At 45.4% G+C, this 15,302-nt stretch carries 12 protein-coding genes; 4 read left to right on the forward strand and 8 right to left on the reverse strand.

Annotation, left to right across the window (positions count from 1 at the left end; genetic code table 11):
* Positions 1-4: 4 nt before the first annotated feature.
* From RID09_RS01115 to RID09_RS01125, 3 genes are all read right to left on the reverse strand, one after another.
* Complete coding sequence (locus tag RID09_RS01115) at positions 5-919, reverse strand: tetratricopeptide repeat protein (RefSeq protein ID WP_446334112.1); 915 nt, start codon at positions 917-919, stop codon at positions 5-7.
* A gap of 235 nt (positions 920-1,154) precedes the next feature.
* On the reverse strand, positions 1,155-2,480 hold the full coding sequence (locus tag RID09_RS01120; RefSeq protein ID WP_446334113.1) for a DUF1822 family protein: 1,326 nt from the start codon (positions 2,478-2,480) through the stop codon (positions 1,155-1,157).
* Positions 2,477-3,973, reverse strand: a complete 1,497-nt coding sequence (locus tag RID09_RS01125) for a hypothetical protein (protein WP_446334114.1) — start codon at positions 3,971-3,973, stop codon at positions 2,477-2,479. The genes RID09_RS01120 and RID09_RS01125 overlap by 4 nt, the downstream gene beginning before the upstream one ends.
* Positions 3,974-4,314: 341 nt before the next feature.
* Between RID09_RS01125 and RID09_RS01130 the strand changes: the two genes are divergently transcribed.
* Together RID09_RS01130 and RID09_RS01135 are read left to right on the forward strand one after the other, a co-directional pair.
* Positions 4,315-4,881, forward strand: a complete 567-nt coding sequence (locus RID09_RS01130; RefSeq protein ID WP_446334115.1) for a zeta toxin family protein — start codon at positions 4,315-4,317, stop codon at positions 4,879-4,881.
* 1 nt (position 4,882) lies between these two features.
* On the forward strand, positions 4,883-5,071 hold the full coding sequence (locus RID09_RS01135; protein WP_446334116.1) for a hypothetical protein: 189 nt from the start codon (positions 4,883-4,885) through the stop codon (positions 5,069-5,071).
* A gap of 546 nt (positions 5,072-5,617) precedes the next feature.
* Here RID09_RS01135 and RID09_RS01140 read toward each other — a convergent pair.
* Positions 5,618-9,250: a HEAT repeat domain-containing protein gene (locus RID09_RS01140; RefSeq protein WP_446334117.1), complete on the reverse strand. Its 3,633-nt coding sequence runs from the start codon at positions 9,248-9,250 to the stop codon at positions 5,618-5,620.
* 114 nt (positions 9,251-9,364) lie between these two features.
* Entirely contained in the window at positions 9,365-9,571 is a 207-nt protein-coding gene (locus RID09_RS01145; RefSeq protein ID WP_446334118.1) for a hypothetical protein, read from the reverse strand.
* Positions 9,572-9,695: 124 nt separating this feature from the next.
* Here RID09_RS01145 and RID09_RS01150 point away from each other — a divergent pair, with 124 nt between their 5' ends.
* Together RID09_RS01150 and RID09_RS01155 are read left to right on the forward strand one after the other, a co-directional pair.
* Positions 9,696-11,627 carry an AAA-like domain-containing protein gene (locus tag RID09_RS01150; protein ID WP_446334119.1) on the forward strand — a complete coding sequence of 644 codons (1,932 nt, stop codon included), beginning with the start codon at positions 9,696-9,698 and terminating at the stop codon, positions 11,625-11,627.
* Between the two features lie 198 nt (positions 11,628-11,825).
* Complete coding sequence (locus RID09_RS01155; RefSeq protein ID WP_446334120.1) at positions 11,826-12,212, forward strand: 6-pyruvoyl trahydropterin synthase family protein; 387 nt, start codon at positions 11,826-11,828, stop codon at positions 12,210-12,212.
* 78 nt (positions 12,213-12,290) lie between these two features.
* Here the strand turns inward: RID09_RS01155 and RID09_RS01160 are convergent, their stop codons facing one another.
* From RID09_RS01160 to RID09_RS01170, 3 genes are all read right to left on the reverse strand, one after another.
* Positions 12,291-13,502, reverse strand: coding sequence for a DUF4336 domain-containing protein (locus RID09_RS01160; RefSeq protein ID WP_446334121.1), 1,212 nt, complete (start codon positions 13,500-13,502; stop codon positions 12,291-12,293).
* 305 nt (positions 13,503-13,807) lie between these two features.
* The gene (locus tag RID09_RS01165) at positions 13,808-14,599 is read right to left on the reverse strand and encodes a Uma2 family endonuclease (RefSeq protein WP_446334122.1); all 792 of its coding nucleotides are present in this window, start codon (positions 14,597-14,599) and stop codon (positions 13,808-13,810) included.
* A 60-nt stretch (positions 14,600-14,659) separates the two neighbouring features.
* A complete protein-coding gene (locus tag RID09_RS01170; protein ID WP_446334123.1) occupies positions 14,660-15,250 on the reverse strand; it encodes a DUF6940 family protein in 591 nt (196 codons plus the stop codon).
* Positions 15,251-15,302 lie beyond the last annotated feature (52 nt).

Consider the following 15,302-nt stretch of genomic DNA (forward strand, 5'->3'; position numbering starts at 1 on the left):
TCAACTATTGTTCAAGTGTTTCCATTTGATAACGGGTGGCTCTAATCCCTTCTGAATCATCGACTTGTTCAAAAATGGCTAATGCTTTTTGATAGGACTCTTGCGCCATTTTCACTTTTCCCTGCTGGCTATAAACTGTACCAATATTGTACAAGGTTATGGCTTGCGATCGCGGAATGTTTAGTTCTTCAAAAATCGCTAATCCTTGCTGGTGAGACTCTAACGCCTCGGCATACTGATTCATCTTACCGTAGGCTAATCCTAAGTAATCCAGGATGATGCCCTCTCCCGGTTTATCCTCAACTTCACGATAAATGACTAAAGCATCTCGGAGAAAGGGTAAGGCTTGTGCATCTTGATCTTGTGCCAGATAGGCGATGCCAATATTGCCCAAAACAATGCCTTCACTGCGGCGATTGCCGATGTCTTGGAAGAGTTTCAGTGATTTCTGATGATGAGCGATCGCATCATTGTACTGCTGTAGATTGTTATAGGCGAGTCCCATATAATCGAGGATGATGGCTTCCTCCTGGCGATCGTTAATTTCTTGGGCAATCTCTAACGCCTGCTGATAAGCCTCTAAGGAGTTCTCGTACTGCTTGAGACTGTCATACACTCGACCCATTTGCGTCAGAGTCATCACTTTTCCCTGGGGGGCTTTGACTGTCTCAAATAACGCTGACGCCTGTTGCAGTCGATTTAACGCCGCCTGCGCTTGACCCTGCTGATACAGATCACGCCCTTCCTTTAGCAACTGTTCGGCTTCATTAACCTGATCTTGAGGGGTTTGTGCTTGTACCTGCGTCGATAGAGACACAGACAGAGAAGGAGATAGGGAAATCGGCGATAGGAATGTCAACAGCAGCGTCGCTGTCGCCAAGCTGAGTGAGTTAAGTCGTTGGGGTAAGGACAAATACATGGGGCTAAAACAATAGTCTACAAGATCGAGCAGATGACACCAGAACAAGGCAGATGACAGAAGCAGAAGGCAAAATTTAACAATCGCCTTGGGTTAAAATCCAAGGAACCCAAAGCTCAAGTCGTCTTTAGACGACTACATAAGAGTTTTAGTCCATTTTAACAGTAGCTCTTAGCCGCGAGTTTGAACTTCGGGCGGATGCTTCAGGGCTTGAGCTATTCCATTATGCCTAATCCTAGAGATTGAAACCAAAGGCAGGCAGGGTGTGTTCAATATCCGATCCTAAACGAATCGTGACCCTAAATGTCTCTTGCCTCGTTCCCACTACACTGGTAAAGAAATAGGAACTACTTGCATCTAACTCTTGTTCGACTAAAATCGCTGTTTGGTCACTAATCCGTAATGTTAAACCTTCTGGGAAACCCGTTGGGGACTGTGTGCCTAAAATGAGCAGTAACGCCCATTCGGGGACTGTTCCAGATAATAGGGGCCACGTTATCGCATACAAGCGTAGGGGTGTGTCTGCTACCTGGAGATTATGATACGCCCCCTTAGCTTGAGGCGGAATCTGGAGATTATTATACTCCAGTTGTTGCACGATCGCATCCAATTCGGCGGTAGGCGATCGCATGGCGCTAGCTGGGGTTAAACTAGGCAGGAGTTGCCAGGAGAGTTCTTGGGCGAGTTCGTCTAATTCATCCTGTAACCAGCGTCCTACATTAATCACGTTTCGGGTTAATCGGCTGAGTAAATCAGACAGGTAGTTCTGTAGGATAGATTGGCTTTGGGGATCGGTTTGCAATTGATACAGCCAGGTGCGTAACTCAGAACGGGTTAGCACTAGGGTAGCTTGTTCCCAGGTTAAAATCTGCCACAGTTGGAACGCCGGAGACTGGAATTGGGGGAGTTTGGTTTCGAGTTGCGATCGCTTATGGGCAAGTTGCAGGCGGCGATCATTGGGTATTGGGGGGAGGGGAATGGCTCTGGGGTTTAAACAGCGTAATTCTAATAATAGATGATTCGGGTCGCAATCAAAGGCATTGAGGGGGAATGAATAAGTCCAATCATCCTCAACCGCTAACCCCAGAGTATCCCGTTGTTCGATTAGCTGGGGATAGGAGAGAAACCCTCTAACGACGGCTGTTTCTTCTTCCTCTTGTACGTCTACGACGACGTAGAAATGGGGGATGAATTCGGGGATATCGACAACGGTTCTGGGTAAGGATACCTGATCATCGATGAGGCTACCTTGGGCAATCAGACAGAGGTTAAACCCATTTACATTAAGATGACAAACGGCTTCAATGAGATTTGCTGTAGCCGGATCGAACAGGGACGTGCGATCGCGATTTACCGTTAACTCACAACTGCGTTCGGCTAACCATTCCTCGAAACCAAATAAAGCTAAAGCATTAAGATAAGTTTGCCATTGGCGTTGTTCGTTGGCAATGGGTTGGGCGAGGTGAATGGCTTGATTAATCGCATCGTCAGAAAGTTGGATGGTTTCAATGGCGAAAGCGTCACCATCAAGCCCCGGTTGAGTCGTTGAGTAGAAAGTCATGATACATTACTCCTGTTATCCAGATAAAGGCAGAGTCTTTGGGTAAAGAGACTGTGGGTCTTATGATGGCGTTCATGGGTGGCGGTACTAGCTTCTGTCGCCGCCTCTTCGAGCACCTGGGTTACTTGTTGCGCGATCGCGTCTTGAATCTGTTGATGAATGGTTTGCAGGCGTTGGATATTGGTATAGCGTTGGGCTTCCGCCAGGATGCGATCGCTTAAATAAACCAGTAACTCCCGTTGAATATCGGCGCGAAAGGCTTTCAGTTTCAGTAAACGGCTAACTTGAAATTGTCCTTTATAGTTAAAGTTTCGGGCAATATCGGACATAGATTGTCCTTGACAGTGAAACAAATGCAACGCCGTGAGAAACTGTTGGGCTTTTTGGGAATCTCGGCGCTGTAATTTCGTCGTGCGATCGCGAGTTATTTGGGCGATGGCTGTATCTAAACCCTGAAGAAATTGTTGGCGATAGGCGGTTAAAAATTCGCTTTGTTCATCGGGTGTGGGTTCAGAATAGGGGATATCTAGAGGTTCATTCGGCGTTGCGTCCAAAGATTGGCTTTTTAACATCCCGCCACGTACATAGATTCGGTAGTCACGCAGTCGAGAGGCGATGAGTTGCAGTTGGCTGAGGAGGGTTTCGGGGCGTAGGGGAAGGGAGAGACATTGCGCCATTTGCTGTAATTGTTCGGGGGTGGGGGGGTGACATTTTCCTTTAACTCCGGCGAGACGTTGTTTTAGGCGTTGACTGCGATAGATGGCGTGATAAGCTTCCAGAAGCTGTTGGGCTTGTTGGATTTCCGGTGGGGTTAATTGGTGAAACTCGGCGAAAATACGGTGTAGTTGTTTGGGTTTGGTATCGTTTAGGATTGCCCAATCACTAACTAGATAAATCCCATGTTCAAGTAGAAACTGATTTAGGGGTTTATGGTGTTTCACTCGACGAGTTGTCCAAGTGGCGAGGCTGCTTTGTTCGGGGTCAAAACTCTGTAAGATTTCATCCAGGAAGGATTGGTAGGTGGGAGAATGGCGGCGGGGTTTACCGATGTCTTCGTCTAAGACAAAGGGTAATAAATCGGTACTGGTAAAGCCATGTTCCGCACCAAACCGACTAGCTAACCCCCGACAAACGTAGTCAATTTGCCCAGACATAAAGCATTTGAGGCAAAGTTGAGCAATACTACTGTGATCAGCTTCCCAGACGCGCCATGGCGCGTCTCTACATGCATCCCCAGCTCCCCCAGCTCCCCCAGCTCCCTCTGCTCCCCCAGCTTCCCCTGCATCCTGCATCCAGTACCAGAGTTGACGCTGAATTTGGGTATCCGATACTTGAGTATCTGGGGTAAAATCAGGGAATGATTGGAGGAAAAATGCCTTAGCTGTGGTAATTTCCCGGACTTGGCGTCTCCCGGCTGCATCAATCGCGATCGCACTCCAATATCGGGAGGCTGTATTAGTAGGGATTCTTACGGCGCTCAATTCGTTGCTCATCACTCGTGTATCAGGGGCTACGTGGGCGAGGATATCGTCTCAAGGGTTGTACCTCCATAGTTTAAGATTGATTGGCGAGAATCAAGATTTGTGCAGTCGGATCTAACTCTGAGCGACTCGAACTTATGCAGAAGTCTCAACTTAAGCCCTGGCGATTAAAATCGCGGCTATACAAACAAAGTCCGCGTAGGCGGACTAATGAGATAAGCCAGAGATAATAGATAGGGCATGGCAATGCTATGCCCCTACCACCGTTTAGAAATCATTGATTCGGTAGGGGCACGATATTATCGTGCCCTGATTTAGCTACAGGATAAAACCATTACTACAAACTCAATCTAATGCCTGAACTTTATATGATTAGTGGTGCCAACGGCTCAGGAAAAACCACAACGGCTTTAATCGTATTACCCAACTTTTTAGACGTTTTTGAATATGTTAATGCCGATGCCATTGCAACTGGACTCTCCCCTCTCAATCCCGAATCAGTTGCCATCCAAGCTGGACGCTTAATGGTAGAGCGTTTACGCATTTTATCAGATTCTGGCGCTAACTTCGCCTTTGAAACAACTCTCGCTTCACGTACCTATGCTTCATTTCTAAGAAACTGTAAAACTAAAGGCTATACCATTAATCTCATTTATTTCTGGTTAAAATCCCCAGAATTAGCCATCGCAAGAGTGCGGCGGCGGGTGGAGAGTGGAGGACATTCTATTCCGAAAGATGTAATTCGCCGACGCTATGAAAGAGGACGAAAAAACTTGGTTGAGTTGTTTTTACCTTTGTGTGATACCTGGAGGATTTATAATAACTCTAGTGAAGTCCCTCAGTTAATTGCTGAATGCGGCATTAACCAGGAACCCGTTATCTATGATCAAGACATTCTTAACCAAATTCTAGGAGGTTAATATGAGTGAACCTAGTTCATTATCAGAGAAAATTGATGCTGGAGTCAAAGCCGCCGTTGCCCAAGCCATTGAAAGACACCGCAGGCTCGGTCAATCGATTAGCATTTGGCGGGATGGAAAAATCGTCACCTTAACAGCAGATGAGATTCCGCCGATGCAGGTAGAAACGCCTATAAAAAAGAATGACTAGCAAATTTTATGGTATCGCAAAAATGGGAATATTCGCCACCTTTACCTGTCTTTTTTGATGTATAAATCAGGGCGAATTTTACCCGAAATAATATAACCTATTGTAGGGGCGACCTGCTGTATAAATCAACAACACCCGTCCTCTCAATTTTATCGGGTCGCCCTGTGTTTCAAGCCAAGACTGGTTAATAGAACAGGTGCAAATAGATTAACCTATTCCCGTTAAAGTTTGTCGCCAGAGATAATAGATAGGGCATGGCAATGCCATGCCCCTACCACCGATTAGAAATCATTGATTCGGTAGGGGCACGATATTATCGTGCCCTGATTTAGCGTCCCGGATTATCTTTTTTAATGTATAAATCAGGGCGGATTTTACCGAACATAATATCAAAACCTGTAGGGGCGACCCGCTGCATAAATCAACAACACCTACCCTCTCAATTTTATCGGGTCGCCCTGTGTTTAAACCCAAGACAGGTTAATAGAACAGGTACAAGATAGGAGAGAAACCTGTTTGTAGTCGTCGCTTTAGCGACGCACCCGTTTAATGATTTTGTGTGAACTGCTTTAACTTATTCTGGGCGAACTCCCGCAATTTTTCATCAGTATCATTTTCTGCCCTATCGCGCAATAAGGTTAGCGTTTTGGGATGGTCAGGATACCGCTTGATGATGTTATCGAGTGCAATTTGCCGAGGGTTTTGTTCCCTGTCTTCCTCACGTTGAAAGGGGTCATGAATAGCGCAATTGTACAATAATTCAAATAACCACGGCTCATCTTTCCATCCTCTCGCTAATTCCTCTATCGCCACACGTCGGACACCCCCATCATCATCAGATTGAATCCGTTGTTTGAGCAGGGATAAAGTATCCGGATCTTCTTTCCATCTTCTGGCTAATTCCTGTAGCGCCGCACGTCGCACATTCCCATTATCATCAGATTGAATCCGTTGTTTGAGCAGGGGTAAAGTATCAGGGTCTTCTTTCCATCCTCTCGCTAATTCCTGTACTGCTGAATGTCGCACATACCCATCATTATCAGATTGAATCAGTTGTTTGAGCAGGGGTAAAGTATCAGGATCTTCTCTCCATATTTCGGCTACTTCTTGTACTGCCACACCTCGCAGATACCCATCATTATCAGATTGAATCAGTTGTTTAAGCAGGAGTAAAATATCTGGGTTTTCTTTCCATCCTTTTACCAATTCCTTTATCGTAGCACGTTTCACATCCCGATCATCATCAGATTGAAGTCGTTGTTTAAGTAGGGATAAAGTACCGGGGTCTTCTTTCCATCCTTTTGCTAATTCCTCTACCGCTGCACGTCGCACATTCCAATGATCATCAGATTGAATCAATTGTTTAAGCAGTGGTAAAATATCAGGGTCTTCTTTCCATCCCTTGGCTAGTTCCTGTAGTGCCACACCTCGCACAGCATCACGAACATCAGATTGAACCAGTTGTTTGAGTAGGGATAAAGTATCGGGGTCTTCTTTCCATCCTTTTGCTAATTCTTCTACCGCCGCACGTTGTACATACCAATCCTTATGAGATCCTTGAATGAGTTGTTTGATAAAGGGCAAGGTATAAGGGTCTTCTTTCCACTCTTTCGCTAATACCTCTACCGCCGCAGCTTGTAGATTGTCATCATCACTAGATTGAATGAGTCGTTTGAGTAGGAGTAAAGTATCAGGATCTTCTTTCCATCCTTTCGCTAATTCTTCTACCGCCGCACCTCGCACATACCAATTATCATCAGATTGAATCAGTTGTTTAAGCAGGGGTAAAGTATCCGGGTCTTCTTTCCATCCTTTTACCAATTCCTTTACCGCACCACCTCGCACAGATCCATAATTATCAGATTGAATCAGTTGTTTGAGCCATGGTAACGTCTTAGGATCATCTTTCCAATTTGTAGTGATAGCAGTAATTGCTTGACTACGAATTACTGCAACTATGCGTAGATACTCAAAATCTCTGTTATAGTAAAACCCAGAGCGAATATAACCATACTGAGTCAATTCTTTCAACCGCTCAAGCAATTGATTATCTACCGCTACTATCGCCTGTCGATTCTTCACCTCCTCCAAACACTGCGCCGCCAGAAACACATTCATAAACTTCTCATCTTCCCCCTCCTGATTCATCAAATACTCAATAATTTCCCCCGCAAACCTCGACTCCTCAATCATCCCCACAATCAACCGCAAAACTTCATGCCAAGATTCATCCCGCCAATGCTTGCCAAAAACCTCTGTTTTCAACTCCTCCAGTGATAATCGCCGCGTCTCCTTAAACTGCCAAATAAACTCCCATGCACAGAAATATTCCAAAAACGTCCGATGCACAAACCCATAATAATCCGCCCCCAAATAACACAGAATAAAATTACGTTCCCGTAATTGACGAATCAGTACCCGCGCCACTAACCGCGCCTGATTCACATCGATAGTTCTCAAATACTCGGTTAAAATCCGTTCTAAATCCTCCGCCCGAATCAAATTCCCCGCCAATCCCTGATCCGTGGCTTGCATAACATACGCCACTCGGCGCAACATCGCCTGCTTATCCTTATAATCAATCGTTTTCGGATCAAGACGGGAATCCTCAATTAACGCCCGTTCCACATCCCATTGATGTAGTAAAACTCGTGACGCTTGATGATACAATTCCGGTCTATCTCTGGGTAACTCCTGATTCCGATTTAAAATTGCCATCATCGTCAGCAATAGGGGATTTCCGGCTAATTCCTGAATCGCTTTTGACGTGTCGATTGCCCGTTGTAATCGTTCTCGCTTCCAACCCTTATCCACCTCATCGCTAAAAGTTAATTCATGCCAACGATAGATAAAATCCTGAATCTGTTTCTCATCCAACTCTTGTAACAGGAAATGATCAAACTCCGCATCCCGTAATCGCTGCGGCTTATACCCAATCACGCGAGACGTAACAATCACATGCACATCTGGATACTCATTGGTGAAGCGATGAATATCAGTAATTACATCCTCCCGTTTCCCCGAATCAAATACCTCATCCAACCCATCAAACAGCATCAACACGTTCCCCGCCTTTAACTGTTCCTGGAGTTGATGCTGATTCAGATGACAAATCGCCCCACTACTTTGATGCAAAAACTCTAAGAAATTCTGGCATTGTCCCAAATCCCGATTCCGCATATAGGTGCGTAATTCAATTAAGATGGGAATCGCTAGAGAAATCGCATTCTGTAGCGGCGACTGGGCATACATTAATGCCAGATACTGTAATAACGTAGACTTCCCCGAACCCGGGTCACCTAAAATCACCAGATAGGGATAATTTCGTTTATCATTAATAACATCCAAAACCGACTGTATCGGCGCGTCTGAATACACCCGTTGATAGCGTTCTAATTCCCCTAACTGAAAATCTGGATCTAACTGATCCGTTTCCCGCGATCGCAGCTGATGTTCCTTGGGCAATTCATACACTTGCGGCAAAACTTCATGGATTTTTCGCACGTTTTGTGCTATAAATATTCGCCATAACTTCAGCGCATTATAAGCACAGCCTGTGGTATCCAAACTATCTAAGCGCAGATTGCCATAAGATTCTCGTAAACCCTCCTGATAGCGGCGCAAATCAAACTCTGGTATAATCCCCGCAGACTCCTGAGTATAGCGTGCGATCGCGTCCAACTTCTGCGAATCCAGAATCTCCCGCAATTCAGGCGATTCCCGGATTAACGCCTTGACTTTTCTGAGATACCGCTTCCCCACCTGTTCCCAATCAAAATTTTCAGGGAGCGATCGCAAGTTAAGCTGATACCATAGATTCCCCAACTCCTGAGTATCCAAACTCAAACACTCATCCTGAAACCCACTCCCCAGAATCCCCTTCACCGATGAATTGTGAATAAACTTAGTTAACCCTGGAGAATACTCCTCCACCTCCACCTGTGACACCTCAGCATCTTCCAACTCCTGCTGAACCAACACCAGAAACTCTTTCAAGGCTTTCCCGACAACCGTGTTCAGCGTATCGTCCTCAAAACACCCAGAAAAATCCCGAATACAATCCTTAAGAAAATCTTTAGTGTAATCTTCCAGCGTTCCCTTCGCCAGAGGCGTTAACACCTCCCGAAACACAAAGCCAGTAACAGAATAGACACCCCAAGCCGCAAACCAATCCAGCATGACTCTCCCATTCGTCTCTATTTTGGATCGAGTATAACTTTGAAGGAGAGTTCTAATTTCTTGTAACACTTTGGCATTGAGGAATCCCATCAATCATTCCACGGATAAACCCCCCTAGCTATCGCCGTCCCCCCTGACTAATACCAAATCCGGGTTAGCTACCCCCGTTAAAACCCAGTCCGCGCAGGCGGACTTTGTTTGTGTAGCAGCGATTTCAATCGCCTCCTCTTGCTTAATATTACACTTGTAAGACGGCAACGCCAGTTTATGCTTTAATGGTAAAAAAATCAGCATAAATTGATTCGCTTTCTTATTCAGCACTTTTAGTCAAAAAATTCAGAACTTTCACTGAACCTAACCTTCAGATTATTCAAAAAATTCAGAAAATTCAGAAAATTCAGTTTTATGCTAGCGTGGTCATCAGAGGTAGGAATTGGAATGCCAGATGGCAGATGTAGATGTCATAAAACTGCTCGAATTGGCAGATCACTGGATTGCCCAGAAGACAGGAAGCGTACTTAACGATGCCCAAAAGACTATCCTGAGTCAAGCCTTAGCCGGCAAAAAACTCAAAACCATTCAAGTCATGGGCTATAGCCAGAATACCGTCCAGCGAGATTTAGCGCCCAAGTTATGGAAACAGTTATCTGAAGTCACCGGGAAACGAGTTACAATAAAAAGTTTACGTTTAATCCTCGAAGGATTACCAGACGCAGATACCGACAAGTCCCATACTCTGACCCCCCCACAACCTCTCCCCCTGAGTACAACCACATTCCCATCCCCCATCTGGGAATTACCCGGAGGACAGCTTGATTTAGCCTCACCCTGCTATGTCGAACGTCCAGGGGATGAATCTCGCGCCTATGAAGAAATCAGTAAGCCAGGAAGTTTGATTCGGATAAAAGCACCACGACAAATGGGTAAAACCTCCCTAATGGTGCGATTACTGTATCACGCCGAACGACAAGGATGTCGGTCTGTCGCCTTAAACTTTGAGTTAGCTGAACGGGAAGTCTTTGCGGATTTAAATCAATTCCTGCAATGGTTTTGTGCTACCGTTACCGATGACTTACACCTACCCATTCAGTTAGAAAACCGTTGGAGTAAATTTCTGGGCAGTAAAAAAAACTGTACCAATTATTTTGAAAAGTATCTATTACCCACACTCAGAACTCCCCTGGTTTTAGGACTCGATGCCGTAGACCGAATTTTCCCTCACGAACATGTCGCCGATGACTTTTTTGGCTTACTTCGGGCTTGGCATGAAAAGGCAAAACAACATGAAATTTGGAAAAACTTTCGCCTGATTATTGTCCATGGGACAGAAGTTTATATTCCCCTAAGTAATGACCAATCCCCCTTTAATGTCGGATTACCGATTGAATTATCCGAATTTGATGCCCATCAGGTGGAAGACTTAGCCCAGCGACATGGTTTAGACTTCACTTGGAATGATGTCAAACAACTGATGGCAATGGTAGGCGGACATCCCCATCTCATCCGATTAGCGTTGTATAAAATTGCCCGTCAGGATATTACCTTAAGTAAACTTCTAGAAGACGCCCCTACTGAAACCGGAATCTATGCAGATCATTTGCGCTTACATCGCTGGCATTTAGAGAAACATCCCGACTTAGCCGACGCCCTAACCCAAGTTCTAGAAGCCAATCGCCCGGTGCAGCTAAAAGGCGCGATCGCGTTTAAACTCAATAGTATGGGATTAGTCTATCTGGTGGGAAATCAGGTGAGTATTCGCAACGATTTATACCGCCAGTATTTTCGCGAACGACTGCATCTCGAAAAACTTCAAAGTCAAGACACAAAAGAATACAGAGGCAGAATCATTCCCCATTCTCTGGGGGATAATGTCCTAGCCGCTATTGTCTTTACCGATATCAAAGACTCTACCCAAAAGCAGCATGAAAACCAGCAACCCACCCTAGCCGCCATTCATCGTGATCTCAAACTGATGACCAAATTATGCCACCAATTTGAAGGAGAGGTTCTCAAATCCATGGGCGATGGATTACTCATGTACTTTGTCTCCGCCGTTAAAGCCGTTGATTGTTCCCAAACCATTCAAAAAACCCTCTCCCTCGCCGCCAGAGGATTACCTACCCAAGAGGTATTACAGCATCGCATTGGCATTCACTTAGCCGATGTCTTTTTCAACGGAACCGATGTACAGGGAGATGGCGTCAATATTGCCGCCCGTTTACAATCTCAGGCAAAACCAGGTGGAATTTGTATTTCCTGGATAGTGTATGAAGCGGTCAAAAATCATTTGCAATTACAAATTACTAACAGTGAACATCGCCTCTTAAGAGGAATTGACGAACCCATGTTGTTATATCAAATCAGCATTGAACTCTGAAATAGTGTTAACTTTTGAGTGTTTAATTTTAAGTTCTGAGCCTTCACAACCTTCGGGAAACCTAATTTTTATTTATGTGTAGGGGCGGGTTTCACAACTATCCTTTCTGACCTCACCCCGATTGAACTAAACCCGCCCCGACTAAATCGTGAATGGAATGATTTTATAACGAATTAAAAATGATCAACGGTAAAAAATATGTCTAAATGGAAACTGGTAACCGAATTTACCTTTGATAGCGCCCACTATATCAAAGACTACGACGGACCCTGTGGTCGGATGCATGGACATACCTATAAAGTTCGATTAGAAGCAACATCCTCAACCCTACACGCCTCCGAATACTGTCCCCACGCTGTTATGGTTGCTGATTTCAAAAGCTTGCGCTGGGCAAAAAAAGATGTAACCAAAGGCGGGTTAGATCACGGAATTCTTAATGAAATTTTACCCGATAATTATGAAACCACCGCAGAAATGATCGCTCAATACATTTATGACGAAACCAAAAAACGCATTCCTGAAGGGGTACAGCTCAAAGTTGCGGTATCAGAGACACCGAATAGTTGGGTAGAATATGAGGAATGATCTGTAGAAATAGTAAGGCTAAATTTCGGCAATTACATAGTCATTTAGTGGTCGATTTCGTTCATAGTTCTAGAGGAATTACACTGGCGGTAAAATACCCCGTCGCTTTAACGTTGCTTCGATTTGCCTTAAAAGTTCAAAATCATTATCTGGTAACGGATGATTGTCTTGATTCCCGCTATTTTCACTAACCTTTAAATCCGGTTCCAGGAACCCAAAAGCTTGACGAAACTGATCCGGATTTGCCGCAATTGCACCCTCCAAATGGCAGGAAATAATCCGTTGAAAATCCCAACTGGCTACCTTATCCACCCAGTTCAACGTTTCTTTGGGGGCGCGGTTGAGAATCAGAGTTTGTAGAATTGGCGCGACAAAGGGACGCCCATTTCCCCGCAAGGCGTCAAAGGATTTCTGCCAACCGGCTTTCCATTTGAAGGGAAATAAACCGAAATAGGCTTGCTTTGACCAATCCGGTGCCTTTCTCGCCTCCCGGAACGCCTGAGTGAAGGGTATTGTGTCCAAGGCGCTGGGGCGGAAGTAAAATGCAAATAGTGAGATGCGTTGCCATCCCTTGCGGCGAGTCATCGGATTATCGATAACGATATCTAAGGCATGATCTCTGGCATGGAATAATAAGGGATAGGGATCAAGTTGCGCGATCGCAGGGGGATCTTCGGGTACACTAACTACAGTATCCGTCACCAGTAGCGTGCGCGATCGCTTGTGCACAAATCCCACTTCGGCAAAGAGTCCCAATCCCAAATCCACAGGACCGAGTAAGGCATAATCAAATTCATCCGCAAAAGGAGTTTGGCGACTATCTGCGGGTAAAACATGGGTACGCTTCCTCGGAAAACCCAGCCAACTCAGGGGCAAATTCAGAGGATAACTCCACTGGTGCGGCGCAACAAAAACCTGGGCTTGGGGAAACTTCCGGGCAAACGGACCCACAAAAACCTTATGCTCAATACCCGAAACCGTGGGCAGAATGATATATTTAACATCACCATGCTCTGCCACCAATTCCTGAACCAGCCGGAGACATTCCGGAGTTGGTGCAACAGGCGCATAGACCAACAAACCCCCAGCATCCAGCTTAATCACCGTCATGCGAATGGGTACAACCACATAGAGAATGCCCTGAATCTGGTCAAACGTCCAAATCCTATCCTTCACCACTTCCACACGGATAGTTCGTCGTTTGCCATAAGGATACAGGGGTACAGGAAACCAAAAGGACCATAACCAGTCTTGAGATGGGATGCTCGGATGACCCTGGTGTTCCTGCATCTGCGGTTCATTCCTCCTGTATTTTCTCTCGGACTCAACCTGTTGGGCGGGAATTTTACCCTATTATTCTACAACCGGAAGTGCCCCCACCAAAACGCTGTACGTCACGACAGCAAAAATGCTTTATCGTAATTTCCCGTCTGATGCGGTATCGGGAAGGGCGCAAGCCTTGCGCCCCTACGGTTTCTTTTCCGTAATTCGGCTTGTAGTAAGGGAACCTCAGCCCTAGATTCCGTTGGGTAACATGCGTCAACCCAACCTACAACCTATCCCACAATTTTAGCTGTGTCAGTCCACTACTCTATCTATTCTGAATCCGGGTCAATGCCCATGGCTCTTAATCGTTCCGCCAATCTTGCCGCTTTTTGCTCGGCTTGTTCGGCGCGTTGGCGTTCTTGTTCGGCACGTTGACGTTCTAATTGGGCGCGTTCTTCACCAATTAACAAAAGATTGCCTTCACTATCCCACCAACGCAGCCAATATTGAGTTTGATTTTGATAAGTTCCGTGCCAAAGTCCCAGTTCTACTCCTAAGGGCGTAATCGGATAGTGCCCCCGTTCATTCGGTTGGAGTTTTTGATAAGAAAAATTTAGCAAATTATAAACCTCTAGTTTTCTGTTTTTGACTTCAAAAATGCCATAGTAAGGAATGCGAATAATCCGTTCATACACCCAGAATTTACCGGGTTTAGTGGTTGCTCCTTCAGCAGAAACGGATAAGGGTGTAGCATCTCGTTCCTCGTCTCCATTGCCACTGGCAAATTCTAAGGCAATCATTGGTGCCATTAATTCCCGCCAGAGAACATAAGAACGACGGATTTCACCATTTACAAATGGGGGAACATTGGGAACATAGAACCAATCGGGAGCCTCTGCACCTTTTTCTGGGGGTTCGGTTTCGCGCCAGTAAATACCGCAGTCTTGTCCAATGGCGTAGTCACCATCAGGATGAAGTTGCTGCAAAACTGAACCAATGGAATCGGTCAAAATTAGGCTTTGAGGATGTTCTTGGAAATTCTTCACAAACGTACCATCAGATTCGGGTAGTTGGGTATGGTCAGGAAAGGCAGGGGGGAAATCAATTTTAGTTTGAGTCATGTCTTAATCACAGGTAACAGAGAATCTACTCAATTTCAGTGTCTTATGTCAGGGTAAAGTTTAAATAACTTTGTATGGTTGGTAAGTGTAGTACTTCGGTCGTGAATCTAGCCGGATATGCAACCAATACACCCCTAAACCAGAGGTGCTTAACCAGGTGGGATGCTCATCAAGCCGTTGTTCTAACGCTGACCCCACATTTTGCCACAAGGCGTGCTGCTGATGTTCGGGTGCCTCACGCATAAAAGCCGCCAGATGGCAGTATGGAGAGGTAGAGGCTTGTGGACAAGGAACAACCAGCAACGCATCGTTTCCCAGATTCGGAAAAGTAATAATTGACTCGTTCTCTCCTGCGGCGGCAAAATGGCGGGCAAAATCACTGGGATCAGCTTGTACATTTGCCAGGTATGGACTATCAACTAGAACAAACTCGAATACCTGGTTTACAGTCGCGTCGCTGATAGCTGGTGTTTCCCAGAAAAAGGCGGAAAATGGAGCATCGGCGAGTAGGGAGATGAAGAATGCCCGAAAAGCTTGATTATGCTGCCATAGCTGGATGATTTCTGAGTAGAGAATTGGGTTACTATTGGACAGAAGAGAAATCTTCTGAATCCGACCCGCGTTTAGTGACTCGACAGATGATTTCCACATTGAGAGTTCCGGTATTCTGTTTAATGATTATACAAGTCGCTTATTTACCGAG

Source organism: Coleofasciculus sp. G1-WW12-02 (assembly GCF_040219735.1).
GTDB lineage: Bacteria > Cyanobacteriota > Cyanobacteriia > Cyanobacteriales > Coleofasciculaceae > Coleofasciculus.

Coding starts and splice junctions, on each gene's coding strand:
- RID09_RS01115 (WP_446334112.1), bottom strand. CDS start 919: ATGTATTTGTCCTTACCCCAACGACTTAACTCACTCAGCTTGGCGACA.
- RID09_RS01120 (WP_446334113.1), bottom strand. CDS start 2,480: ATGACTTTCTACTCAACGACTCAACCGGGGCTTGATGGTGACGCTTTC.
- RID09_RS01125 (WP_446334114.1), bottom strand. CDS start 3,973: ATGAGCAACGAATTGAGCGCCGTAAGAATCCCTACTAATACAGCCTCC.
- RID09_RS01130 (WP_446334115.1), top strand. CDS start 4,315: ATGCCTGAACTTTATATGATTAGTGGTGCCAACGGCTCAGGAAAAACC.
- RID09_RS01135 (WP_446334116.1), top strand. CDS start 4,883: ATGAGTGAACCTAGTTCATTATCAGAGAAAATTGATGCTGGAGTCAAA.
- RID09_RS01140 (WP_446334117.1), bottom strand. CDS start 9,250: ATGCTGGATTGGTTTGCGGCTTGGGGTGTCTATTCTGTTACTGGCTTT.
- RID09_RS01150 (WP_446334119.1), top strand. CDS start 9,696: ATGGCAGATGTAGATGTCATAAAACTGCTCGAATTGGCAGATCACTGG.
- RID09_RS01155 (WP_446334120.1), top strand. CDS start 11,826: ATGTCTAAATGGAAACTGGTAACCGAATTTACCTTTGATAGCGCCCAC.
- RID09_RS01160 (WP_446334121.1), bottom strand. CDS start 13,502: ATGCAGGAACACCAGGGTCATCCGAGCATCCCATCTCAAGACTGGTTA.
- RID09_RS01165 (WP_446334122.1), bottom strand. CDS start 14,599: ATGACTCAAACTAAAATTGATTTCCCCCCTGCCTTTCCTGACCATACC.
- RID09_RS01170 (WP_446334123.1), bottom strand. CDS start 15,250: ATGTGGAAATCATCTGTCGAGTCACTAAACGCGGGTCGGATTCAGAAG.